Genomic DNA, 23,368 nt, shown 5'->3' with positions numbered 1-23,368 from the left:
TGCCATATTCCTTAGAACACGGTCCGCATGTCACTTCGCAGCGTACTCCGCGCACAAACAGCAGATTGCCACGCCGAGGTAGACAGGCTTTTCGGCACGTTCGATCTCTCCCATAGACAGCAATACAGGACATTCCTTCGCGCCCATGCCCGGATCGTGCCGGCCACCGAAGATGCCCTTGAGGATGCGGGGATCATCGGCCTGCTGCCCGACTGGCCGGAACGACGGCGCACGCAGCTGCTGTTGGCCGATATCCGGAAACTCGGCGATCCGTTGCCCCCGCTCCTTCCGCCGCCGGCATTGCACGGCGAGGCAGCGCTCTGGGGCGCCCTCTACGTGCTCGAAGGCTCCAAGCTCGGGGGCGCCCTGCTTGCCAAATCCGTGCCCGACCACCTGCCCGGCAGCTACCTCACACCGCAAGGTCCGAAGGGCGCCACGAGGATCTTCATGGATCGTCTCGATGCCAGCGGCATAGACGATCCCGCGGCCGCCATTTCCGCTGCCCGCGATGTTTTCGGCCTCTTTTTCAAAGCCGGGCAACTCGAACTGGAATCCGTCCCATGAGCGGCACGTTTGAACCGGTCGACCTCACCAACTGCGACCGCGAGCCGATCCATCAGCTCGGCGCGGTTCAGCCCTTCGGCTTTCTGCTGGCGATATCCTCGGACTGGATTGTCACGCGCGCCTCGGCAAATCTGGCGGAGTTCCTCGGAATTACCCAGGCCGACGCGCTCGGTCGTCCTGTCACCTCGCTGATCACGCCAGAGTCGCTCCACACAATCCGCAACAAGCTGACCACGCTGCGCGGTTCCGACGTCGTCGAGCGCATTTTCGGGATCGCCCTGACATCCGCTCATGACAGGTTCGATCTTGCCGTGCACATGAGTGACAGCGGGGTCATCATCGAAGGCGAGCGCTGTCAGGAAGACAGGCACGACGCCCCCTCCCTTTCCATGCGCAGCATGATGTCCCGTCTCGACCACACGGAAACGATGGAGGCTTTCTTTCGCGACGGGGCAAGACAGGCGCGCGCCCTGACCGGCTTCGATCGGGTCATGGTCTATCGCTTCGACGACAGCGGCTCCGGCGAAGTCGTGGCCGAAGCCGCCCGGGCCGGCATCGGTTCGTTCCTCGGACTGCACTATCCGGCATCCGACATTCCGGTGCAGGCGCGGGCGCTCTATCTGCGCAACCTGTTCCGCATCATTGCCGATGTCGACGCCGCTCCGGTCCCGATCCTGCCGCAACTCAACGAGAACGGACAGCCGCTCGATCTCTCTATGTCGGTATTGCGTTCGGTCTCGCCGATCCACATCGAATATTTGAAAAACATGGGCGTCGGCGCCTCGCTCTCCATATCGATCGTCGTTGACGGTAGGCTCTGGGGCCTGTTTGCCTGCCATCATTACGGTCCGCGCCTGCCCTCGGCCCAAAGCCGCTCGACCGCCGAACTGTTCGGCCAGATGTTTGCGTCGCGACTTGAAAGCCGCGAACGGCGGCTGGCGCTTGACTATGAGACCAAGGCGCGCCGGATCGCCGACCGGCTTCTTACCTCCGTGGCCGACAATGCCAGCTTGCTCGACGATCCGGCCTGGCTGATCGAAGCGCTTGCCGACGCCATTCCTGCCGACGGCATCGGCGTCTGGATCAACGGCCGGCTGGCGCTTGCCGGCATCGGGCCGAATGAGAAAAGCTTCGCGGCCCTTGTCCGCCATCTCAACCGCAATGCCGCCGGCCGCATCTATTCCGTCGACAGGCTCGCCGAAACCTATCCAGATCTCGACCTCGACGAAGCGGTGGCAGGCATGCTCGCCATCCCGATCTCGCGCTCGCCGCGCGACTATGTCGTGCTTTTCCGCCAGGAGCTGGTGCGCACCGTCCGCTGGGGCGGCGACCCGCATAAGCCGGTGGAGTATGGTCCCAATGGCCCGCGCCTGACGCCGCGCAAGAGTTTCGAAGCCTGGTCGGAACTGGTGCGCGGCCGCTCCCTGCCTTTCACGGAGGCCGAGCGCCGGGTCGCCGAAACGATCCGCATCACGCTGATCGAAGTGGTGTTGCGCCTCACCGACGAGGCCAGCATGGCGCGCCAAGCCGCCAACGAGCGCCAGGAACTGCTGATCGCCGAACTGAACCATCGTGTCCGCAACATACTGAGCCTCATTACCGGCATCATTCGGCAATCGCAGGCGACGTCGGTCAGCGTTGGCGATTACATCCGCCAGATCGAGGGCCGCGTCCAGTCGCTCGCCCGCGCTCATGACCAGATCACCCGCGATCATTGGGCGCCGGCTTCGCTGCGGCAATTGCTGCTGGCCGAAACGGCCGCCTATCTCGGCAAGAACGCCCAACGTATTCAGTTGAGCGGAACGGACGTGCTGCTGGAACCGCAGGCCTTCTCCACTGCAGCCCTTGTTTTCCATGAACTGATGACCAACAGCGCCAAATATGGCAGCCTTTCCGGCACCGGCAGCGGCACCGTCCAACTCGGTTGGCACCGCGACGACGAAGGCAATCTGCACATTACCTGGCGGGAAACGAACGGTCCGCCGGTCGTCGAACCCAAACGCCACGGTTTCGGTTCGACGATCATCCGCCGCTCGATTCCCTATGACCTCGGCGGCAAGGCGGAAGTTCGCTACAACAGAAATGGGGTCGAAGCAGATTTCTCTATTCCGGCCCGATATGTTGTCACAGCGACGAGCGAACGGTCAGATCCGGCTGCGACCGGCGCGGCCGATCATAAGACGATTGCCGGCGATCATCGACCGCTCTCCGGCCTGAACGTCCTGCTGGTGGAAAACAACCTGATCATTGCCATGGATGGAGAGGACATCCTGCGCCGCCTCGGCGCCGACGTGGCAACGGCGCCCAGTGTCGCCGAGGCGATGGAGATCCTGGCCGGCCAGTCCTTTGACCTGGCGCTTCTCGACGTCAATCTCGGCGATGAGACGAGTTTCGGAATAGCCGACCGACTGGCAGCTGAAGGCGTGCCCTTCGCTTTTGCCACAGGCTATGGGGAAGGCATTGCCCAGGCAAACAGCCACTCGGACGCGCCCGTGCTGCAGAAGCCCTATACGATGGACGGTGTGACAGACACCCTCGCCCGTCTGCCGCTTCTGAAAAAGCAATAAACGTCAACTCTCGGAGCGATCCGGGCGCAGCCCGCCGATGAAGAGCTGTTCCAGAAACCGCGCAGCATCCTCGAAGCGCCCCTCTCCGGAATGCTCCTGTCCGAGCACGGCACGCACCTGGACGTCGAAATCCGCGTAATGCTGCGTCGTCGACCAGATGGAGAAGATCAGGTGGTAGGGATCACATTTGGCGATCTTGCCTGATTTCGTCCAGGCGCGGATGACCTCCGCCTTCTCGTCGACCAGTTCCTTCAGCGGCCCCTTCAGCTCGTCCTCGATATGCGGAGCGCCCTGCAGCACCTCATTGGCGAAGAGCCGGCTTTCACGCGGAAAATCGCGGGCCATCTCCAGCTTGCGTCTGATATAGCTGCGGATTTCCTCTTCCGGATTGCCTTCGGCGTCGAAGGCGCGCAGCGGCTCCAGCCAGGTGTAGAGCACGCGATCGATCAGCGCCCGGTGCATCGCTTCCTTGGTGCGAAAATAATAGAGCAGGTTGGGTTTCGACATGCCGGCCACTTCGGCGATCTGGTCGATGGTCGAGCCGCGAAAGCCGCTTGCCGAAAACACGTCGAGCGCCGCCTCCAGGATCTGCTCTTCCTTCTCCTCCTGAATTCGCGTCCGCCTCAGGGTTTTCGCTGCTCTCGGTATGGTCACAGGCTGTCGTTTCCCCTTGAAATTCAACTTCTTCGCTCAAGTTTTAGCAGGAGGAACCCCTGCCGCTTTCTTGAGCAACTGCCCGTATTTTTATCGGCAATTTTCGTGATTTTCGTCTTGAGCCCGGCGGTGGAAGTTGTAATGTTTACCAATCGGTCAAATTATCCGCCAGATGAAAAACAAAGGCAACTGGCGATTTTCCGGCGCTCGACAAAACCAATAAGAGGCGTTGGAATAGACCACGGGAACAGGCGGGCATGCCACTTCACATGGCTGCCGCAAACAGGTGAGGGCTTGAAGAATGGTGGCAGCACCAGGCGAGAACATGCGCGTCAATGGCGACCGTCTCTGGGACAGTCTCATGGACATGGCGAAGATCGGCCCCGGCATTGCCGGCGGCAACAATCGTCAGACGCTGACGGATTCGGATGCCGAGGGCCGAAGCCTTTTCAAGACATGGTGCGACGACGCGGGCCTCGCCATGGGCATCGACCAGATGGGCACGATGTTCGCTACCCGCCCCGGCACTGATCCCGATGCCCTGCCCGTCTATGTCGGTTCGCATCTCGACACCCAGCCGACCGGCGGCAAATATGACGGCGTGCTCGGCGTGCTGGCTGCCCTCGAAGTCGTGCGCACCATGAACGATCTCGGCATCAAGACCAAACATCCCATTGTCGTCACCAACTGGACGAACGAGGAAGGCGCGCGTTTTGCCCCTGCCATGCTGGCCTCAGGCGTCTTCGCAGGCGTGCACAGCCTGGACTTTGCCTATAATCGCAAGGATCCCGAGGGCAATCTCTTCGGCGACGAACTGAAACGCATCGGCTGGCTCGGTGACGAAGAGGTCGGTGCCCGCAAGATGCACGCCTATTTCGAATATCACATCGAGCAAGGCCCGATCCTTGAGGCCGAAGACAAGCAGATAGGCGTCGTCACTCACTGTCAGGGCCTGTGGTGGCTGGAATTCACGCTAACCGGCAAGGAAGCCCATACCGGCTCGACGCCGATGAACATGCGCGTCAATGCCGGTCTTGCCATGTCGCGCATCCTGGAAATGGTTCAAGGCGTGGCGATGGGCGAGCAGCCGGGCGCCGTCGGCGGTGTCGGCCAGATGTTCTTTTCGCCGAACTCCCGCAACGTGCTGCCCGGCAAGGTCGTCTTCACCGTCGACATCCGCTCGCCCGACAAGGCCAAGCTCGACCGCATGCGGGCAAAGATCGAGGCCGAAGCGCCTGGCATCTGCGATGCGCTGGGTGTCGGCTGTTCCGTCGAGGCGATCGGCCATTTCGCGCCTGTTACCTTCGACGAAAAGCTCGTCACCGCAGTTCGCTCCGCCGCCGAACGCCTCGGCTACACCCACATGAACCTCATCTCCGGCGCCGGCCACGACGCCTGCTGGGCCGCCAAGGTCGCGCCTGCGACCATGGTCATGTGCCCCTGCGTCGGCGGCCTCTCGCACAATGAAGCGGAAGAGATTTCCAAGGAATGGGCGACGGCGGGCGCCGACGTGCTGTTCCATGCGGTCGTGGAGACGGCGGAGATCGTGGTGTGATGTCTAACGTCGCGCCCGGAGCCCCCTCATCCGCCCTTCGGGCACCTTCTCCCCGAGGGGAGAAGGGGGAAGCCGCAACGTCAGCCGCTCCCCTCTCCCCAGCGGGGAGACGGTGGCCCGAAGGGTCGGATGAGGGGGCTCCGGGCGCGACTAGAATTATCAAACAGGATATCCGTAAACATCGCCCAGCGAATACCGGACAAGCCCGCCAGCTTCGCCGCAACGAAACCGAAGAGGAATACCACCTCTGGGGTGACTTACGCGCACGACGCCTGAACCGCTACAAATTCGCGCGACAAGTTCCGGTCGGCCCCTTCATCGTCGATTTCCTCTGTCGCGAAGAGCGGATGATTGTAGAAGTCGATGGCTTCCAGGATGCCGAGAGCGCGACCGATCAACGCCGAACGGAATGGCTCAATACCAATGGTTATTCCGTGCTGCGCTTCTGGAATCAGGAAATCTCGCGTGAGCGGCGCTGGGTCCTGGAAACAATCCTGGCAGCACTGCAGGGCCGACTCGAACTCAGCTCCGAATTGCCGAGCTTCTATTTCGCCAGCCGCTTCACAGATCAAGGATAGGGAACGATCATGACAACAGTCATCAAAAACGGCACCATCGTCACGGCCGACCTCACCTACAAGGCTGACGTCAAGATCGACGGTGGCAAGATCGTCGAGATCGGTCCGAACCTCTCGGGCGACGAGACGCTCGACGCCTCCGGCTGTTATGTCATGCCGGGTGGCATCGATCCGCACACCCATCTCGAAATGCCCTTCATGGGCACCTATTCCTCCGACGATTTCGAGAGCGGTACGCGCGCGGCGCTTTCCGGCGGCACGACCATGGTGGTCGATTTCGCCCTACCCGCTCCCGGCCAGTCGCTGCTGGAAGCGCTGACCATGTGGGACAACAAGTCGACGCGGGCCAATTGCGATTATTCCTTCCACATGGCGGTCACCTGGTGGAGCGAGCAGGTCTTCAAGGAGATGGAGACCATCGTCCGCGACAAGGGCATCAACACCTTCAAGCACTTCATGGCTTACAAGGGCGCGCTGATGGTCGACGACGACGAGATGTTCGCCTCGTTCCAGCGCTGCGCCGAACTCGGGGCGCTGCCGCTGGTGCATGCCGAAAACGGCGACGTCGTCGCCTCGATGTCGGCAAAGCTGCTTGCCGAGGGCAACAACGGCCCCGAAGCGCATGCCTATTCCCGCCCCGCCGAGGTGGAGGGCGAGGCCACCAACCGCGCCATCATGATCGCCGACATGGCCGGCTGCCCGGTCTATATCGTCCATACCTCCTGCGAGCAGGCGCATGAAGCGATCCGCCGGGCTCGCGCCAAGGGCATGCGTGTCTACGGCGAACCGCTGATCCAGCACCTGACGCTCGACGAGAGCGAATATTCCAATCCAGACTGGGACCACGCCGCCCGCCGCGTCATGTCGCCGCCCTTCCGCAACAAGCAGCACCAGGACTCACTCTGGGCCGGGCTTGCCTCCGGCTCGCTGCAGGTGGTCGCCACCGATCACTGCGCCTTCACCACGGCGCAGAAGCGTTTCGGCGTCGGTGATTTCACCAAGATCCCGAACGGCACTGGTGGCCTTGAAGACCGCATGCCGATGCTTTGGACCCGCGGCGTCAACACCGGCCGGCTGACGATGAACGAGTTCGTCGCCGTCACCTCGACCAACATCGCCAAGATCCTCAACATCTACCCGAAGAAAGGCGCGATCCTCGTCGGCGCCGATGCCGATATCGTCGTCTGGGATCCGAAGCGATCGAAGACCATCTCGTCTAAGAGCCAGCAGTCGGCGATCGACTACAACGTCTTCGAAGGCAAGGAAGTGACCGGCCTGCCGCGCTACACGCTGACGCGCGGCGTCGTCGCGATCGAGGAAAGCACCATCAAGACCCAGGAGGGCCATGGTGAATTCGTCCGGCGCGAACCGGTGACGGCCGTCAGCAAGGCACTCTCCACCTGGAAGGAGATCACCGCCCCCCGCAAGGTGACGCGCAGCGGCATTCCTGCGACCGGCGTGTGACGATGCTCCATGACCAAACCGCCATCAACCGGAGAACGGCGCCTTCATGTCGATGACCTCATGCCGGCACCAGCGCATCCAACTCCGGCAGCAGCACGACGCTTTCCTGCTCGTTCGGATCGGTGCGGGCGATGATCGCCGTGCACGGCGTGCTGCTGAGGTTTGCCGGCATATGCGGCACGCCGGCCGGGATGTAGAAGAGTTCGCCGGCATGGACGATAACGTGCTGCTCGAGCCGGTCTCCGTACCAGGTATGAGCCTCGCCGGAGAGCATGTAGATCGCCGTCTCATGCGCCTCGTGCAGATGCGCCTTGGCGCGCACGCCGGGCGGGATCGTCAGCAGGTGCATGCAGATGCCCTTGGCGCCCACCGTCTCGGCCGCGATCCCTTGGAAATAGCTGAGCCCCTGCTTGCCGTCATAGGCATGGTTGGGCCGAACGATGTGGCAGGTGGGTTTTGATGTCGCGTCCATTCTCTTCCTCCATAAAATGTGCCGCCGGCATGGCCTGCGGCGATGGTAACATGCAAACCGCCTCCCCGCGGCGAAAACAAGAACGGTCGCATTGATGCAAGCACCCTCCGTCGTATCCGCCAAGGATCTCTGTCTCACCTACCAGGCGAATGACGGCCCGGTGCGGGCTCTCAGCGATGTCAATCTCGATGTCCGCAAGGGCGATTTCGTCTCTTTCATCGGCCCCTCCGGCTGCGGCAAGACCACCTTCCTGCGTGTCATCGCCGATCTCGAAAAGAGCACTTCGGGCGAGATTTCGATCAACGGCATGACGCCGGAAGAAGCCCGCAAGGCCCGCGCCTACGGCTACGTCTTCCAGGCACCGGCGCTCTATCCCTGGCGCACCATCGAAAACAATATCGCCCTGCCGTTGGAGATCATGGGTTATTCCGGCGCCGACCGGACGAGGCGCATCGCTGAGGCGCTCGATCTTGTCAGCCTCACCGGCTTCGAGAAGAAATTTCCCTGGCAGCTTTCCGGCGGCATGCAGCAACGCGCCTCGATCGCCCGCGCGCTGGCCTTCGACGCCGACCTGCTGCTGATGGACGAGCCCTTCGGCGCGCTCGACGAGATCGTCCGCGACCATCTCAACGAAGAGCTCCTGAAACTCTGGGCCCGCACCAACAAGACCATCTGTTTCGTCACCCATTCCATCCCCGAGGCGGTCTACCTCTCGACCAAGATTGTGGTGATGTCGCCGCGCCCCGGCCGCGTGACCGACGTAATCGACTCGACGCTGCCGGCCGAGCGCCCGCTCGATATCCGTGACACCCCGGAATTCCTGGAGATCGCCCATCGTGTCCGCGAAGGGTTGAGGACGGGGCATAGCCATGAGGTTTAGGCGGTTGAGTTCGAGGCTTACCCTCCTCTGCCCTGCCGGGCATCTCCCCCACAAAGGGGGAGATCGGCAAGAGGATAGCACGTCGGTCCTCACTGATTCCACGCTGGATCAGGGGCCCTTCGTTGTTTGGGGAAGCCGTTTCCGCATATCGATCTCCCCCCTTGTGGGGGAGATGCCCGGCAGGGCAGAGGGGGGTGGCTACGCATTCGACCTCAAATGGGGGCAGTCGCTATGACACCCGACACCCTCAAAAACAAGATTGTCCCCGTCACCACCATCCTGCTTGCTCTTATCGCCATCTGGTATGTCGCAGCCGTTCTCATGAATGCGCCGTTCCAGCGCGATATGGACAGCCGCGCCGGCGCCACACCGACGACGCTCGAATTCATCGGCAAGACGCTGGCGCAGCCGAAGCCGATCTTGCCGGCGCCGCATCAGGTGGCGCAGAACGTTTATGAGAACACCGTCCTGCGCAGCCTTTCGAGCAATCGCAGCCTCGTCTATCACAGCTGGGTGACGCTCTCCTCCACCCTGCTCGGCTTCGGCTTCGGCATGCTGCTCGGCATTCTTCTTGCGGTGCTGATCGTGCATAACCGCGCCATGGACCGCTCGCTGATGCCCTGGCTGGTGGCGAGCCAAACCATCCCGATCCTCGCCATCGCGCCGATGATCGTCATCATCTCCTACAATGTGCTGACCGGTGACAATGCGCTTGCGCATCTGTTAAACCTCGATTCCGAGGCCTCCCGCCTCGTCTCCAAGGCGCTGATTTCCACCTACCTTTCCTTCTTTCCCGTCGCCGTCGGCATGGTGAAGGGCTTACGGTCACCTGAGATCATGCATCTCGACCTGATGCGCACCTATTATGCGAGCCCGATGCAGACCTTCTGGAAGTTGCGGGTTCCGGCCTCGATCCCCTTCCTCTTCACCTCGATGAAGGTCGCGATCGCCGCCAGCCTCGTTGGCGCCATCGTCGGCGAGCTGCCGACAGGTGCGGTTGCCGGCATCGGCTCGAAGTTGCTGGCCGGCTCTTATTACAGCCAGACCATCGATATCTGGGCGGCTCTCGTCGCCGGGTCGCTGCTGGCAGGCATCCTGGTTGCGATCGTCGGCCTTGCGGCGAAGATCGTCGACCGTGCCATGGGCGGGAGGCCGGCATGAGACATCTGACCTTCTCTTGGCAGGGCGTGACCGCCCTCCTCTTCTGCATGGCAGCGCTTGTCACCCTGCCGCTTTTGGCCGAAGGCGCGGCGCAGCCCTTCACCGACGGCACGGCAAGCCTTGTCTTCACCATCGTCATGGCGGCTGCCCTGCTGTCCTTTGCACCGCAGCCGCCGGCCTATCGCGCCACCGTGCTGTTCATCGGCGCGCATGGCGCCGCCTGGATGCTGCTTTCCGCTCTCTCCGGCAATGAGGGCATGGCAACGCGGGCTTATTTCCTGCTGCTGTTTTCCTGCTGGCTGCTTGCCTGGCGATGCGTCACCGAGCTGTCGAAACTGCAGCCCGTCACTGCTTTCGGCAAATCGGCGCTCCAGTTGCTGATCCCGGCGATCTTCGGCGCCTGGATCCTCATCCTCTGGGAAGCCGCGACGCGCGGCGCCGGCATTCCCTTCATCATCCTGCCGCCGCCGAGCGCCATCGGCGCCCGTATCATGGCCTCTCTGCCGATCCTCGGTGCTGATGTCAGGCAGACGATCTTCAAGGCGGTGCTGATCGGTTATATCGTCGGCTGCCTCAGCGGCTTTGCCGTCGCGGTGCTGGCCGACCGCATCACCTTCCTGCGCCGTGGCCTGCTGCCGATCGGCAACATGGTGTCGGCCCTGCCGATCATCGGCGTGGCCCCGGTCATGGTCATGTGGTTCGGCTTCGACTGGCCGTCGAAAGCCGCCGTCGTCATCATCATGACTTTCTTCCCGATGCTGGTGAATACCGTCGCCGGCCTTGCCGCCTCCGGCAGCATGGAGCGCGACCTGATGCGCACTTATGCCTCGAGCGACTGGCAGACGCTGCTCAAGCTCAAGCTTCCGGCCGCCATGCCCTTCATTTTCAACGCACTGAAGATCAACTCGACGCTGGCGCTGATTGGTGCCATCGTTGCCGAATTCTTCGGAACGCCGATCGTCGGCATGGGCTTTCGCATCTCCACAGAGATCGGCCGCATGAATGTCGACATGGTTTGGGCGGAAATCGTTATCGCGGCGCTGGCCGGATCGATCTTTTATGGCATCATCGCCCTGACCGAACGGGCGGTGACGTTCTGGCATCCGTCTATCCGTGGTGGCTAGGCGCGCCCGGGCTTCGCAAATGGGGTACGGGCATAACTTCAGAGGGTAAGGATAAGAAAATGAAAAAGTTGATGGTTGCAATGATGGCGAGCGCGATGACGCTTGCCGCTGCCCAGGCGATGGCCGCCGACAAGGTGGTGCTGCAGCTGAAATGGGTCACGCAGAGCCAGTTCGGCGGTTATTACGTTGCGAAGGACAAGGGCTTCTACAAGGAAGAAGGCCTCGACGTCGATATCAAGCCGGGCGGCCCCGATATCGCCCCTGAGCAGGTGATCGCCGGCGGCGGCGCCGATGTCATCGTCGATTGGATGGGCGGCGCCCTGGTTGCCCGCGAAAAGGGCGTTCCGCTCGTCAACATCGCCCAGCCCTACCAGAAATCGGGCCTGGAGATGATTTGCCGCAAGGATGGCCCGGTCAAGACCGAAGCCGACTTCAAGGGCCACACGCTCGGCGTCTGGTTCTTCGGTAACGAATATCCTTTCTTCGCCTGGATGAACAAGCTGGGTCTGTCGACGGAAGGCGGCGCGAACGGCGTCACCGTGCTGAAGCAGAGCTTCGACGTGCAGCCGCTCGTCCAGAAGCAGGCTGACTGCATCTCTGTGATGACCTACAATGAATACTGGCAGGCGATCGATGCCGGCTTCAAGCCGGAGGAACTGACGGTCTTCAACTATACCGAGATGGGCAACGACCTGTTGGAAGACGGCCTCTATGCGATGGAAGACAAGCTGAAGGACCCGGCCTTCAAGGAGAAGATGGTCAAGTTCGTCCGCGCCTCAATGAAGGGCTGGAAATATGCGACCGAAAATCCGGACGAAGCCGCCGAGATCGTCATGGACAATGGCGGTCAGGACGACAATCACCAGAAGCGGATGATGGGCGAAGTCGCCAAGCTGGTCGGTGACGGCTCAGGCAAGCTGGACGAAGCGCTCTATGCCCGCACCACAAAGGCGCTGCTCGACCAGAAGATCATCAACAAGGAGCCCTCCGGCGCCTGGACGCACGACATTACCGACGCCGCAGCCAAGTAATCGCGGCAAACAATGCGAAAACGAAACGCGCGGGAGATCTCCGCGCGTTTCTTTTATCCACCTGATAAAAAACACCTTGCAACTGTCGCATTTGTCGGGCGTCAAACGTCATAGGGGAACAGGATCAATCATCGTCATGTTCACATAACCCTCCGGTGATTGATTCAGGTTTCGATGGTAATTATTATCGGCTCATGGGGAATTGTTTTCTGCCGGGCTTGCATATCGAGCAAATCGATACCAATTAAAAGCCGATTTGCCGGCGAGGGACGAAGACGGCAATGATGTGCGGATACCCCTGAGAATGCAGGAAAGGCAGTGGCCTGGTCGCGAGCTGAGTGGCAGACGCGCGAGTTCGGCTAAGCTTGTTACAAGATTGGACGAAGACGCATGGCACGCAAGCCGATTGAAATTCTAGGCGCCGCTACCTTTTTTGCAGCAGCTCTCGCTGCATCCACGGCATTTTCGCAGGAAAAGCCGGTCGAAAAACCGCAGCAGAATCTGCCGGCGATCGTCGTCACCAAGGCTGTGAATCGCACGCTCGTCGACCGTGTCATCGGCACGGGAACGATCAAGCCCGTCGAGGAAGTTTATATTCAACCGCAGGTCGAAGGCCTGTCGATCCGTACGTTGAAAGCCGATGTCGGCGACAAGGTTGAGGCGGAAAGCACGTTGGCGACGCTCAACGACGACGCGCTGGTGCTGGAGAAGAGCCAGATGATGGCGACGAAAGCCAAGGGTGAGGCAAGCCTCGCCCAGCTGCGCGCCCAGCTCATCGAGGCGCAGGCCAATGCCGAACAAGCAAGGCAGCAGCAGGCCCGCGCCCAGGAAATGGTCAAGAAGGGTACGGTTTCCACCGCTCAGGTCGAGCAGGCCGATGCGACGGCCGCCGCCGCCAATGCCCGCGTCGTCTCCGCCGAACAGGCGATCGAGGTTGCCGAGGCCGATCTCAAGGTCTTCGACAGCCAGATCGCCGATGCGGATCTGAAGCTGGCGCGCACCGATGTGAAGACGCCGGTGGCCGGCACGGTCTCGGCGAAGAACGCCAAGGTCGGCGCCATTGCCGCCGGCAACGGCGACCCGCTGTTCACCCTCATCCGCGACGGCGATGTCGAGCTTGTCGCAGAGGTCGCCGAAAGCGACATCGTCAGGGTCGTGGCCGGCCAGAAGGCAGCGATTTCGCTTTCCGGCAGCCGCGAGAAGCTATCTGGCGCCGTGCGCCTGGTATCGCCGACCGTCGATCCCACCACCCGCCTCGGTCTCGTCCACATCTCGATCGACGACGACAGCAAGGCGCGCTCCGGCATGTATGGCAGCGCCGAGGTCATCGTTCGCGAGACGGAGGGCGTATCGCTTCCGCTGACCGCCGTGCTCACCGGCAACGAAGGCTCGTCGGCCCGCAAGGTCGAGGATGGCGTGGTGAAATTCGCCAAGGTCGAGACCGGCATCCAGGACGGTGCCTATGTCGAGATCGTCGATGGATTGAAGAGCGGCGACGAGGTCGTGGCCAAGGCGGGCGCTTACGTCCGTGACGGCGACCACATCACGCCGGTGCGTGAACAGCCCCCGGCTTCCAACTAAAGAGACCATCCGATGAATTTTTCAGCCTGGTCCATTCGAAACCCGATCGCGCCGCTGCTGGCCTTCTGCCTGTTGATATTCATCGGCATGCAGTCCTTCAATAAGCTGCCGATCACGCGCTTCCCGAACATCGACGTTCCGCTTGTTTCGATCAGCGTCACGCAGAGCGGCGCTTCGCCGGCCGAACTCGAAATGCAGGTGACGAAGGAGATCGAAGACGCAATCGCCTCCATCACCGGCATCGACGAAATCCAGTCGACGGTGACCGACGGCAGCTCGCAGACCAACGTCATGTTCCGCATGGAAGTGCCGACGGAACAGGCCGTGCAGGACGTCAAGGATGCGATCGACCGCATTCGCAGCGATCTGCCGGCGACCGCCGAGGCACCGATCGTCACCAAGGTCGATGTCGAGGGCCAGGCGATCCAGACCTTCGCAGTGTCCTCTCCCGACATGTCACTGGAAGAACTCTCCTGGTTCGTCGACGATACTGTCAAGCGTGCGTTGCAGGGTCAGGCCGGCATCGGCCGCGTCGACCGTTACGGCGGCGCCGAGCGCGAAGTGCGCATCGAACTCACCCCCGGCAAGCTCGATGCACACGGCATCACCGCCGCCAGCGTCAACCAACAGCTGCGCGGCACCAACGTCGATCTCGGCTCCGGCCGCGGCCAGGTGGCCGGCAGCGAACAGGCAATCCGCGTTCTCGGCGACGCCCGCAACGTCGCCGAACTTGCCGATACGACCATTGCGCTGCCGAACGGCCGTTTCGTCAAGCTGTCCGATCTCGGCGGCATCAAGGACACCTACGAGGAGCCGAAATCCTTCTCGCGCTTCAACGATACGCCTGTTGTCACCTTCGGCGTCTTCCGCTCGAAGGGCGCCAGCGAAGTCAGCGTCGCCGAAACCGTCGCGCAGAGCCTCGACAAGGTCCGCAGCGAAAACCCGAACGTGAAGATCGAACTGATCGACGATTCGGTTTATTTCACCTACGGCAACTACGAAGCCGCCATCCACACGCTGCTCGAAGGCGCGCTGCTTGCGGTCATCGTCGTTCTGCTGTTCCTCCGGAACTGGCGCGCGACGCTGATTTCGGCCATCGCCCTGCCGCTGTCGGCGATCCCGACCTTCTGGGTCATGGACATGATGGGCTTCTCGCTGAACCTCGTCAGCTTCCTCGCCCTGACGCTGGCGACAGGTATTCTGGTGGACGACGCGATCGTCGAAATCGAGAACATTGCCCGCCATATCAAGATGGGCAAGACGCCCTACCGGGCGGCGATCGAGGCGGCCGATGAAATCGGCCTTGCCGTCATCGCCACCACCTTCACCATCATCGCCGTCTTCGTGCCGGTTTCATTCATGCCGGGCATTCCCGGCCAATACTTCATCCAGTTCGGCCTGACCGTCGCCTTCTCCGTCTTCTTCTCGCTGATGGTCGCACGCCTCATCACCCCGATGATGGCCGCCTATCTGATGCGTGCAGAAGATGGCGTCGACGACCATCATGACAATGACAGCCTGCTGATGCGTGGATACACCCGACTCATCCGCGGCACGACGGGGCGCTGGTACACGCGTTATGCGACCTTGCTTGTCGCGTTTGGCTTCCTGATCGGCTCGGTTTTGCTGCTGATGCAGGTTCCGGGCAGCTTCCTGCCGCCCGAAGACGCTTCACGAATCGTTCTCTCCGTCGAATTACCGCCCAATGCAAGGCTTGACGACACCGAGAAGACGACGGATGCGATCTATGACAGGGTCAAGGATATCAACGGCGTCGAAAGCGTCTTCGTCCTCGGCGGCGCATCTCCGAAGGGCGACCTCGAACTGCGTCGTGCAACCATCACGCTGGCACTCCATAAGCTCGACCAATCGCTGATCAAGAAGATGGTCAACGACGGGCTCGGCCACATCCCCCTCATCGGCCCGATGCTGCCGAAAGTGGAAGTCCACGGCCGCGAGCGTCCGCAATGGAATATTGAAAAGGAAGTCTTCGCCAAGCTGCGCGACATTCCCGACGTTCATATCCTGAAGCTTAACGACCGCGGCGAACGCGACCTCTCCTTCAACTTCCTTTCCAAGAACGAGAAGGACCTGAACGACGCCGTCGGCATCCTGGAATCCAAGCTCCGCGCCGATCCGCTGCTTGCCAATGTCAGCGCCGACGGCGCCCTGCCTCGTCCGGAACTGCAGGTATATCCACGCAAGGACGAAGCCGCACGCCTCGGCATCACGCCGCAGCAGATTTCCGAGACGATCCGTGTCGCCACCATCGGCGATGTCGATGCCGCCCTTGCCAAGATCTCGCTCGACGATCGCCAGATCCCGATTCGGGTGCAGGCGGCAGTTGACATGCGCCGCGATCTCTCAGCCATCCGCGCATTGAAGATCCAGACCGCCAGCGGCGGCACCGTTCCGCTCGCGAGCGTCGCCAATATCGACTACTCCGAGGGCGTAAGCTCGATCAAGCGCAACAACCGTTACCGCGTCGTCTCAATCGGCTCCGATCTGCCGCAGGGTGTAGCCCTCGACACGGCTTCGGCCCGTTTCCGCGAGATCGTCAAATCAGCCAACATCCCGGCCTCCGTGCACCTTGCCGAAAGCGGCGACACCAAGGTGCAGACCGAGATGCAGCAGAGCTTCGTCAACGCCATGTTGATGGGTCTGTTGCTGGTGTTGACGGTGCTGATCCTGCTTTTCAAGGACGTGATCCAGCCCTTCACCATCCTGTTCTCGCTGCCGCTTGCCATCGGCGGCGTCGCGGCGGCTCTGATCATCACCAGCAATCCGCTGTCGATGCCCGTCATGATCGGCATTCTGATGTTGATGGGTGTCGTCACCAAGAACGCCATCCTGCTCGTCGATTTTGCGATCGAGATGCGCCATCAGGGCATGGCTCGTGTCGAGGCCATGGTCGAAGCCGGCCGCAAGCGCGCCCGGCCGATCATCATGACCTCGATCGCCATGTCGGCGGGCATGCTGCCTTCGGCGCTCGGTGTCGGCGAAGGCGGCTCGTTCCGCGCGCCGATGGCAATCGCGGTGATCGGCGGCATCATCGTCTCGACGGTGCTCTCGCTGGTCGTCGTGCCTTCCTTCTTCCTGATCATGGACGATCTGTCCCGCCTGCTCGGTTGGATGTTCGGACGCTTGGTCGGCCGGAAAGACGAGGAGGAGCTGCCGCTGTCGCGCGAGGATCTCACCCGTGTTACCCGCGAAAACCGCGAAGACATCGACTCGCTGGAGGAGCGGCTGACCGCGATCGAAAAGCCGGAAAGCAAGCGCAAGAGCGCCAACGACACCAACGTGCTCCGCTTGCCGCCTTTCGCAGCAGAATGAGCAAAACTCAGAACATGAACGGGCCGGGAGTGATCTCCCGGCCCGTTTCATTTTGCCGTTCGCGCCGCCATCCGCAGCGTCGGTCGACAGCGGCAGGTCTTCTCGTCAGAGCCCGCCCTGCTCCCTGATAAAACTGACGATCGAGCTAACGCCGTCACCGCGTTTCATGTCGGAGAAGACGAAGGGGCGGCTTGCGCGCATGCGCGTCGCATCCCGGTCCATTACCTCGAGATCGGCACCGACATAGGGCGCCAGATCCTTCTTATTGATGACGAGAAGGTCCGACCGGGTGATGCCGGGCCCGCCCTTGCGCGGGATTTCCTCGCCCTGGCAGACGGAGATGACATAGATGGTGATATCGGCAAGATCGGGCGAAAAGGTCGCCGCCAGATTGTCGCCGCCGGATTCGATGAAGACCACGTCGAGATCCGGGATCCGCTGGTTGAGGCCGGCGATCGCCTGAAGATTAATCGTCGCATCCTCGCGAATGGCGGTGTGCGGGCAGCCGCCGGTCTCGACGCCGACGATCCGGTCCGAAGGCAGTGCCTGCATGCGCACCAGCGCCTCGGCATCCTCGGTCGTGTAGATGTCGTTGGTAACAACGGCGACGGAATAGTCGTCGCGCATCGCCTTGCAGAGCTTTTCGGTCAGCGCCGTCTTGCCCGAACCGACCGGTCCGCCGATGCCGACCCGCAGAGGTCCGTTTCTTGATTTCATATGCCTTACTCCAATCGAACCCGATGATAGCGACGCCGAGGCCACACGCCACCGTCAAATGACGCAGATGCTCGGATAATTTACGCCATCACGAACGGAACAGCCGCGTCGCCTGCGTCTCATGCCGCAGGCCGGCAATATCGGCCTGCACCGTCGCCGAGCCGAGATCGTCGAGCGACGAGACCGCTGCCCGCCGCGCGACCTCGGTGATGCTCTCTTCAAGACCGGCGAGCACGGCAACACCGTCCTTCTGACCGGTGACGCCGAGGCGGATGCCTGAGGAAACCGCCTGCGAGGCATAGGCATGCAGGAAGACGGCGAGCGCCTTCTCAGCCCCGATGCCGTGCGCGCCGGTGACAGCCCCGACCGCGACGGGATAGGCCGCCTTGTCAGGCAGCCTTTCGAACACACCATCCGGCCAGGCGCGTGCCGCCGCCAGGAAGGCCTCGCCGAGCAGCATAGTTTCCTGATGGCGCTCGCGCGATCCGGCCAGCGCCTCCGCGAGCGCGGCGATCTCGGCAAGGCGCTCTGGCTCTTCCTGCCACCTGTGGCTTTCGGCCAAAAGTACCGCATCGTTCCAAACCAAGCCATGGCCGATCAGCGTGCCGATCCAGGCCGCCAGCGAGGCGGCATCGGTGACCAGCCCGTCGGCCACCGCCCGCTCCAGCCCGCCCGAATAGGCAAAGTTGCCGACCGGAAAGGCCGGCGAAAGCCATGCCGTCAGGCGCAACAATGCCTGCAGCTCACGATCTCCAGTCATCGAGCCTCAGTCGTGTTTATGGTCGTGATGATGCCCGTGATCGTGGTCATGGTCGTGATCACATCCCGGCCCATGCACATGCTCGTGGCCGTGATCATCTTTGTGCTCATGCCCGTGGTCATGAGCCGCATGACCGTGATCGTGCGAATGCGCGTCATGGGAATGATAGGCGCCGCGCGCCGGCTGGAAGGGTTCGTCGATGTCGAGGACGGTAGCGCCGAGCCCCTGCAGCATGCTGCGGATGACGTGGTCGCGCAGGATGACGATACGGTCTTCCTCGATCTGCGCCGCGAGATGGCGGTTGCCGAGATGCCAGGCAAGCTCGACCAGATGTGTGCGATCGCGGCCGCGAATTTCGAAGAGCTTCTCATCGGCCGCGAGAATCTCGATCAGTTCACCGTCGTCGCGCACCAGCAGGTCGCCATTGGCGAAAAGCACCGGGGCCTTGAGATCGAGCATGACCATCTCGCCATTTTCCAGATGCAGCAGCTTGCGGCGCAGATGGCGCAGATCGTGCGGCAGCTTGACCTGGGCGATCGGATGGGAGGACGGGGTTCCGGCGGGAAGATAGGAGGTAACGCGCTGCATGATATGTCCATTTTGCTGAGGCGACCATGCAAAATAGCCTTTCCCGATGCAAGCACCAATGGCCTTTGTGCCCGCTTCGGGCTTTTATATTCCGTAAGCCTGCATCACGTTGTCGCTCTCGGTTCCCCTGCCCTTGGCCTCGAGGCCACTATCGGCGAGCCCGTGCCAGGCATGATGCAGGCCTTCCCGCTCGTGTACGACGCGATTGCGCCCGAGCGCCTTGGCGAGATAGAGCGCGCGGTCTGCCGACGCATAGACCGCCTGCTTGTTGCGGCCGGCGGCGAGATCGGCAACACCGCCGGAAACGGTAATGCGGATATCGTGCCCTTCGGCCGCGATGGCGCCGCTTGCGATCCGGGCCCGGACACCTTCGATGCGTTCCATCCGCGCCTCCAGCGGCTTGCCGTAGATGATGATGCCGAACTCCTCCCCGCCCAATCTTGCGACGACGGACATTTCATCGAAGGCGGATATGAGTATGGCCGAGACCGCGGTGATGACGGCATCGCCGCAGCCATGGCCGAAGCGATCGTTGATCGCCTTGAAGCGGTCGACATCGAAAATAACAAGCGAGGCGTCGCCTTCGGTGTACTCGAGCGCCTCTGTGAAAGCGCGCCGGTTCAACAGTCCCGAAAGCGTGTCCGTTCGGCTGAGCTTTTCGAACTCCGCCCGCGACAGCGTCAGTTCGTGCAGGGCAAAACCGGCGGCCAGCGACAGCATGCCGGAAACCGTCCCGCCGACAAGCCAGGAAAAAATGACGCCGAAGCCGATCGCGTTCGAAAGCGTCACCGGCAGCAGCCCGAGAAAATCGAGCGGCGGGATCGTCACTGCCATGATGATGCCGGAGAGAAGGACTGTCAGAAAGCTCATCTTCAATGCAAAGACATAGACGTTCCCGCGATATTGGAAATTGCCGAAATCGGCCTGCAGCGACATCCAGTTTCTCATGAGAATCGACCTTCCTGCCCGGCGTTCCAAGGCATTGATAGGAGCCAAATTGCTGCGGGTGTCTTAATCGACTCGTTAAAATTAGAACGGTTTCGGACCTTTCGGTGGACAGATTTTTTCTAGCAGGAGATGCAGCCCTCCAATCCCTGAATCGGACAGGGCGACGAGACAGTTAGCCGTTTGATTTAAAACAGCTTTATCAACCAAGAAGATGGAGCTGTCCCAGAATGGCCTAACTGAGGAAAATACCGGCTTTTCCACCGATTTTTACAACCGAACGGAGAGTATGATACACAATTCACTTTAAGAGCGGATCGCCTGGCGATTGGCTCAATTGTAGACACCGAGAGACAATCGCAATGATTGTGGAAGCGGATTCCATAAGCCGGTCCTAAGTCCCGCCGAGCGGAGCGCGGCAGCCGTCCACGTGTTGCAGCCGAAGAGCGCGTTGAAATATCCGTTGGCCTCGAAGAACCGGTCGATCTCGCCGTAACCCGCATCCGGAATGCCCGCCACCACGCCCCCATTTCGAACGAAGCTGTCCGCGATGAAATTCCGCAGCCGCGCCATTTGATCGTCGCCGATATCGAACGCCGCAACGGCCGGCTGCGGCTCAGCGATGCGACCGGCAAGATCGACATGCAACACCGAACGGTCGATCGTCAGCGCCCGCAGCACCGGCAGCGGCTTCAGCTCCGACCAGCTCGGGGTTTCCAGGTAGAAGGCGCGGCCGCCCCAGCCGACGATGAGCCACTCCGCATCCGGATGGCCGAGCGGAAAACCGGTCTCGGCGAGAAAGGAAAAGGCAGCTCGCGTCTCCTCGTCGAGCGGAATGGCAATATCAGTATGGATCGGTCCGGACAGCAGCAGAATCCGATGTGTCGCCGCCGCAGACGACGCCTCGACGGTGGCAATCAGCGCCCGGGGAACGAAGGTCCCGCAGGCCGCCAGAAACACAAGCAGAAACACGGCTCGCAACAGCCAGCGGATGCCTGTTATCATCGGCGCCATCCGTCGCACAGAGGGCCGTGTGGCCTAAAACAGGAAATAGCGCTGCGCCATCGGCAACACCGTCGCCGGCTCACATGTGAGCAACTCGCCGTTCGCCCTGACCTCGTAGGTCTCCGGATCGACTTCGATTTCCGGCGTCAGGTCGTTGTGGATCATCGACGCCTTGGAGATGCCGCCGCGCGTATTCTTCACCGCGACAAGTTGCTTGGCGACGCCGAGCCGGCCCTTCAGGCCAGCATCGACTGAGGCCTGACTGACGAAAGTGACGGAGGAATTGGTGAGGCTCCGGCCGTAGGAGGCGAACATCGGCCGGTAATGCACCGGCTGCGGCGTCGGGATCGAGGCATTCGGATCGCCCATCGGTGCTGCCGCGATCGAGCCGCCGAGCAGCACCATGTCGGGCTTCACGCCGAAGAAGGCCGGATTCCACAGCACAAGGTCGGCGCGCTTGCCGACTTCGACAGAGCCGATCTCGTGGCTGAGCCCATGGGCAATCGCCGGGTTGATCGTATATTTGGCGATATAGCGGCGGACGCGGAAATTGTCGTTATTGCCCTTTTCCTCCTTCAGCCGGCCGCGCTGGCGCTTCATCTTGTCGGCAGTCTGCCAGGTGCGGATCGCCACCTCGCCGACGCGGCCCATGGCCTGGCTGTCGGACGAAATGATCGAAAAGGCGCCGATATCGTGCAATATGTCTTCGGCAGCGATCGTCTCCTTGCGGATGCGGCTTTCGGCGAAAGCGATATCCTCGGGGATCGACGGCGACAGGTGATGGCAGACCATCAGCATGTCGAGATGCTCGGCGATGGTGTTGACCGTATAGGGCCGCGTCGGATTGGTGGACGACGGGATGACGTTCGGCTGGCCGCAGATCTTGATGATGTCGGGCGCGTGCCCACCGCCCGCCCCTTCCGTGTGAAAGGCATGAATGGTGCGGCCCTTGATGGCGCCGATCGTATCCTCGACGAAGCCGCTTTCGTTCAGCGTATCGGTGTGGATCATCACCTGCACGTCATATTCGTCGGCGACCGACAGGCAGCAGTCGATGGCGCCTGGAGTCGTGCCCCAGTCCTCATGCAGCTTCAGCGAGGTGGCGCCGGCCAGCACCATCTCGGTCAGCGCCCCTGGCAGCGAGGCATTGCCCTTGCCGGCAAAGGCAAGGTTCATCGGGAAGGCGTCGGCCGCTTCGATCATCCGGGCGAGATGCCAGGGACCGGGCGTGCAGGTGGTGGCGAGCGTGCCGTGCGCCGGTCCCGTGCCACCGCCGAGCATGCAGGTCATGCCCGACATCAGCGCTTCCTCGATCTGCTGCGGCGCGATGAAGTGGATATGGCTGTCCATGCCGCCAGCGGTGACGATCTTGCCTTCGGCGGCGATCGCCTCCGTGCCCGGGCCGACGATGATATTGACGCCGGGCTGCATATCGGGATTGCCCGCCTTGCCGATGGCGACGATGCGCCCGTCCTTCAGCCCGATATCGGCCTTGTAGATTCCGGAGTGATCGACGATCACCGCATTGGTGATGACGGTATCGACCGCGCCGTCCGCTCGCGTCACCTGACTCTGGCCCATGCCGTCGCGGATCACCTTGCCGCCGCCGAACTTCACCTCTTCGCCATAGGTGGTGAAATCCTTTTCGATCTCGATGAAGAGTTCCGTATCGGCAAGGCGCACTTTGTCGCCGGTGGTCGGTCCGAACATGCCGGCATAGGCGGCGCGCGAGATCTTGTAGGGCATCCATCAGGCTCCGTAGGAGGAAGAGACAAGCGTTTTTCCGCCGAGCCGCTTGAGGCGGCCCAGGGCAATATAACTATCGACGAGCTGTCGTTCGGCCGCAAACGGGTGCCACTCCCAGCCGACGTGACCGAAGCCGGCCAACATCACCTCGGCTTCGGGAAATTTGCTCAGCACTTCGGCAATAACGATCATGCCGCTGCTCGGCACGACATAGGGTGCCGGCGCGAAAGCCGAGAGCGCCGCATCGACCACCTCGTGGATCGATTTGTCGATGATGACGTGCGTCTTGCCAGTCTCTGTGCAGAAGGCGCCGAATGCCTCCGTATAGTCGTCGCAGAAATCGTCGAGATCAGGATGCGAGACGGCAAGCGGCGCCCGCATCGCGGCGAATTTTTCCGGGTCGCGCACGCTCCAGACTTCGCGGGCCGAAACCACGCCGGGATGGGTGCGCCATTGTAGGGAACCGAGCATCGCCTTTGCGGGCCGGCCGGTATTGCACACCGCGACGGCGTCCGTCCTGCTACCGCCGGTCCCATAGGAACGGCAATCGTTAAAGCGGACGACGAAATCAGCGGCATCGATTACGCCTGCTTCCGCCTCCGCGACCTCGCCATTGCCGACGATTACGATTTTCCTGATCACC

General features: G+C 61.8%; 20 protein-coding genes. 11 read left to right on the top strand and 9 right to left on the bottom strand.

What is annotated here, in order from left to right:
* The first annotated feature begins 27 nt into the window (after nucleotides 1–27).
* A complete protein-coding gene (locus FHX03_RS06880) occupies nucleotides 28–564 on the top strand; it encodes a biliverdin-producing heme oxygenase (protein ID WP_097629095.1) in 537 nt (178 codons plus the stop codon).
* Nucleotides 561–3,131, top strand: coding sequence for an HWE histidine kinase domain-containing protein (locus FHX03_RS06875; protein WP_183853053.1), 2,571 nt, complete (start codon nucleotides 561–563; stop codon nucleotides 3,129–3,131). The genes FHX03_RS06880 and FHX03_RS06875 overlap by 4 nt, the downstream gene beginning before the upstream one ends.
* 3 nt (nucleotides 3,132–3,134) lie before the next feature.
* On the opposite strand, the gene FHX03_RS06870 is transcribed toward FHX03_RS06875, so the two are convergent.
* The gene (locus tag FHX03_RS06870; protein WP_003590606.1) at nucleotides 3,135–3,812 is read right to left on the bottom strand and encodes a TetR family transcriptional regulator C-terminal domain-containing protein; all 678 of its coding nucleotides are present in this window, start codon (nucleotides 3,810–3,812) and stop codon (nucleotides 3,135–3,137) included.
* A 274-nt stretch (nucleotides 3,813–4,086) separates the two neighbouring features.
* Here FHX03_RS06870 and FHX03_RS06865 point away from each other — a divergent pair, with 274 nt between their 5' ends.
* From FHX03_RS06865 to hydA, 3 genes are read left to right on the top strand one after another with little or no spacing between them, the layout of a single operon-like run.
* Entirely contained in the window at nucleotides 4,087–5,340 is a 1,254-nt protein-coding gene (locus tag FHX03_RS06865) for a Zn-dependent hydrolase (RefSeq protein ID WP_097629097.1), read from the top strand.
* Nucleotides 5,340–5,918, top strand: a complete 579-nt coding sequence (locus tag FHX03_RS06860) for an endonuclease domain-containing protein (RefSeq protein ID WP_183853052.1) — start codon at nucleotides 5,340–5,342, stop codon at nucleotides 5,916–5,918. Before FHX03_RS06865 ends, FHX03_RS06860 begins: the two co-directional genes overlap by 1 nt.
* Nucleotides 5,919–5,927: 9 nt before the next feature.
* Nucleotides 5,928–7,382 (top strand): dihydropyrimidinase, encoded by a 1,455-nt coding sequence (hydA, locus tag FHX03_RS06855; protein ID WP_097629099.1) that lies wholly within the window; start codon nucleotides 5,928–5,930, stop codon nucleotides 7,380–7,382.
* 58 nt (nucleotides 7,383–7,440) lie between these two features.
* Here hydA and FHX03_RS06850 read toward each other — a convergent pair whose 3' ends face one another.
* Entirely contained in the window at nucleotides 7,441–7,854 is a 414-nt protein-coding gene (locus FHX03_RS06850; RefSeq protein WP_012558715.1) for a cupin domain-containing protein, read from the bottom strand.
* Between the two features lie 94 nt (nucleotides 7,855–7,948).
* On the opposite strand from FHX03_RS06850, the gene FHX03_RS06845 reads away from it, so the two are divergent.
* From FHX03_RS06845 to FHX03_RS06820, 6 genes are all read left to right on the top strand, one after another.
* Entirely contained in the window at nucleotides 7,949–8,734 is a 786-nt protein-coding gene (locus FHX03_RS06845; RefSeq protein WP_097629100.1) for an ABC transporter ATP-binding protein, read from the top strand.
* A 231-nt stretch (nucleotides 8,735–8,965) separates the two neighbouring features.
* Nucleotides 8,966–9,895, top strand: a complete 930-nt coding sequence (locus tag FHX03_RS06840; RefSeq protein ID WP_183853050.1) for an ABC transporter permease — start codon at nucleotides 8,966–8,968, stop codon at nucleotides 9,893–9,895.
* On the top strand, nucleotides 9,892–11,019 hold the full coding sequence (locus FHX03_RS06835) for an ABC transporter permease (protein ID WP_183853048.1): 1,128 nt from the start codon (nucleotides 9,892–9,894) through the stop codon (nucleotides 11,017–11,019). The genes FHX03_RS06840 and FHX03_RS06835 overlap by 4 nt, the downstream gene beginning before the upstream one ends.
* A 59-nt stretch (nucleotides 11,020–11,078) precedes the next feature.
* Nucleotides 11,079–12,050 carry an ABC transporter substrate-binding protein gene (locus FHX03_RS06830; protein WP_097629104.1) on the top strand — a complete coding sequence of 324 codons (972 nt, stop codon included), beginning with the start codon at nucleotides 11,079–11,081 and terminating at the stop codon, nucleotides 12,048–12,050.
* 390 nt (nucleotides 12,051–12,440) lie between these two features.
* Nucleotides 12,441–13,631: an efflux RND transporter periplasmic adaptor subunit gene (locus tag FHX03_RS06825; RefSeq protein ID WP_097629105.1), complete on the top strand. Its 1,191-nt coding sequence runs from the start codon at nucleotides 12,441–12,443 to the stop codon at nucleotides 13,629–13,631.
* A 12-nt stretch (nucleotides 13,632–13,643) separates the two neighbouring features.
* Nucleotides 13,644–16,964, top strand: coding sequence for an efflux RND transporter permease subunit (locus tag FHX03_RS06820; protein ID WP_183853045.1), 3,321 nt, complete (start codon nucleotides 13,644–13,646; stop codon nucleotides 16,962–16,964).
* Nucleotides 16,965–17,069: 105 nt separating this feature from the next.
* Here FHX03_RS06820 and ureG read toward each other — a convergent pair whose 3' ends face one another.
* The 7 genes from ureG to FHX03_RS06785 all read right to left on the bottom strand — a co-directional run bounded on the left by ureG (nucleotide 17,070) and on the right by FHX03_RS06785 (nucleotide 23,367).
* On the bottom strand, nucleotides 17,070–17,681 hold the full coding sequence (gene ureG, locus FHX03_RS06815) for an urease accessory protein UreG (protein ID WP_097629107.1): 612 nt from the start codon (nucleotides 17,679–17,681) through the stop codon (nucleotides 17,070–17,072).
* Between the two features lie 88 nt (nucleotides 17,682–17,769).
* Nucleotides 17,770–18,441 carry an urease accessory protein UreF gene (locus tag FHX03_RS06810; protein ID WP_183853043.1) on the bottom strand — a complete coding sequence of 224 codons (672 nt, stop codon included), beginning with the start codon at nucleotides 18,439–18,441 and terminating at the stop codon, nucleotides 17,770–17,772.
* A 6-nt stretch (nucleotides 18,442–18,447) separates the two neighbouring features.
* On the bottom strand, nucleotides 18,448–19,029 hold the full coding sequence (locus FHX03_RS06805) for an urease accessory protein UreE (RefSeq protein WP_183777507.1): 582 nt from the start codon (nucleotides 19,027–19,029) through the stop codon (nucleotides 18,448–18,450).
* A gap of 84 nt (nucleotides 19,030–19,113) precedes the next feature.
* On the bottom strand, nucleotides 19,114–19,977 hold the full coding sequence (locus FHX03_RS06800; RefSeq protein WP_183777506.1) for a GGDEF domain-containing protein: 864 nt from the start codon (nucleotides 19,975–19,977) through the stop codon (nucleotides 19,114–19,116).
* A 330-nt stretch (nucleotides 19,978–20,307) separates the two neighbouring features.
* Nucleotides 20,308–20,979 (bottom strand): TIGR02117 family protein, encoded by a 672-nt coding sequence (locus FHX03_RS06795; RefSeq protein ID WP_183853041.1) that lies wholly within the window; start codon nucleotides 20,977–20,979, stop codon nucleotides 20,308–20,310.
* A gap of 33 nt (nucleotides 20,980–21,012) precedes the next feature.
* Complete coding sequence (gene ureC, locus FHX03_RS06790; protein WP_183777504.1) at nucleotides 21,013–22,725, bottom strand: urease subunit alpha; 1,713 nt, start codon at nucleotides 22,723–22,725, stop codon at nucleotides 21,013–21,015.
* Between the two features lie 3 nt (nucleotides 22,726–22,728).
* A complete protein-coding gene (locus tag FHX03_RS06785; protein ID WP_183853039.1) occupies nucleotides 22,729–23,367 on the bottom strand; it encodes a Urease operon accessory protein in 639 nt (212 codons plus the stop codon).
* Nucleotide 23,368 lies beyond the last annotated feature (1 nt).

Source organism: Rhizobium sp. BK456 (assembly GCF_014194045.1).
Taxonomy (GTDB): Bacteria; Pseudomonadota; Alphaproteobacteria; order Rhizobiales; family Rhizobiaceae; genus Rhizobium; species Rhizobium redzepovicii.
Note: the sequence above shows the minus strand (reverse complement) of the source record. Positions and strands in the feature narration are given on the sequence as shown.

Bases quoted from the DNA above. Each gene is read 5' to 3' on its own strand.
- FHX03_RS06875 (WP_183853053.1), top strand. From the start codon at position 561: ATGAGCGGCACGTTTGAACCGGTCGACCTCACCAACTGCGACCGCGAG.
- FHX03_RS06835 (WP_183853048.1), top strand. From the start codon at position 9,892: ATGAGACATCTGACCTTCTCTTGGCAGGGCGTGACCGCCCTCCTCTTC.
- FHX03_RS06880 (WP_097629095.1), top strand. From the start codon at position 28: ATGTCACTTCGCAGCGTACTCCGCGCACAAACAGCAGATTGCCACGCC.
- FHX03_RS06865 (WP_097629097.1), top strand. From the start codon at position 4,087: ATGGTGGCAGCACCAGGCGAGAACATGCGCGTCAATGGCGACCGTCTC.
- FHX03_RS06850 (WP_012558715.1), bottom strand. From the start codon at position 7,854: ATGGACGCGACATCAAAACCCACCTGCCACATCGTTCGGCCCAACCAT.
- hydA (WP_097629099.1), top strand. From the start codon at position 5,928: ATGACAACAGTCATCAAAAACGGCACCATCGTCACGGCCGACCTCACC.
- FHX03_RS06810 (WP_183853043.1), bottom strand. From the start codon at position 18,441: ATGACTGGAGATCGTGAGCTGCAGGCATTGTTGCGCCTGACGGCATGG.
- FHX03_RS06820 (WP_183853045.1), top strand. From the start codon at position 13,644: ATGAATTTTTCAGCCTGGTCCATTCGAAACCCGATCGCGCCGCTGCTG.
- FHX03_RS06800 (WP_183777506.1), bottom strand. From the start codon at position 19,977: ATGAGAAACTGGATGTCGCTGCAGGCCGATTTCGGCAATTTCCAATAT.
- FHX03_RS06825 (WP_097629105.1), top strand. From the start codon at position 12,441: ATGGCACGCAAGCCGATTGAAATTCTAGGCGCCGCTACCTTTTTTGCA.
- FHX03_RS06830 (WP_097629104.1), top strand. From the start codon at position 11,079: ATGAAAAAGTTGATGGTTGCAATGATGGCGAGCGCGATGACGCTTGCC.
- FHX03_RS06860 (WP_183853052.1), top strand. From the start codon at position 5,340: ATGTCTAACGTCGCGCCCGGAGCCCCCTCATCCGCCCTTCGGGCACCT.
- FHX03_RS06845 (WP_097629100.1), top strand. From the start codon at position 7,949: ATGCAAGCACCCTCCGTCGTATCCGCCAAGGATCTCTGTCTCACCTAC.
- FHX03_RS06805 (WP_183777507.1), bottom strand. From the start codon at position 19,029: ATGCAGCGCGTTACCTCCTATCTTCCCGCCGGAACCCCGTCCTCCCAT.
- FHX03_RS06795 (WP_183853041.1), bottom strand. From the start codon at position 20,979: ATGATAACAGGCATCCGCTGGCTGTTGCGAGCCGTGTTTCTGCTTGTG.
- ureG (WP_097629107.1), bottom strand. From the start codon at position 17,681: ATGAAATCAAGAAACGGACCTCTGCGGGTCGGCATCGGCGGACCGGTC.
- ureC (WP_183777504.1), bottom strand. From the start codon at position 22,725: ATGCCCTACAAGATCTCGCGCGCCGCCTATGCCGGCATGTTCGGACCG.
- FHX03_RS06840 (WP_183853050.1), top strand. From the start codon at position 8,966: ATGACACCCGACACCCTCAAAAACAAGATTGTCCCCGTCACCACCATC.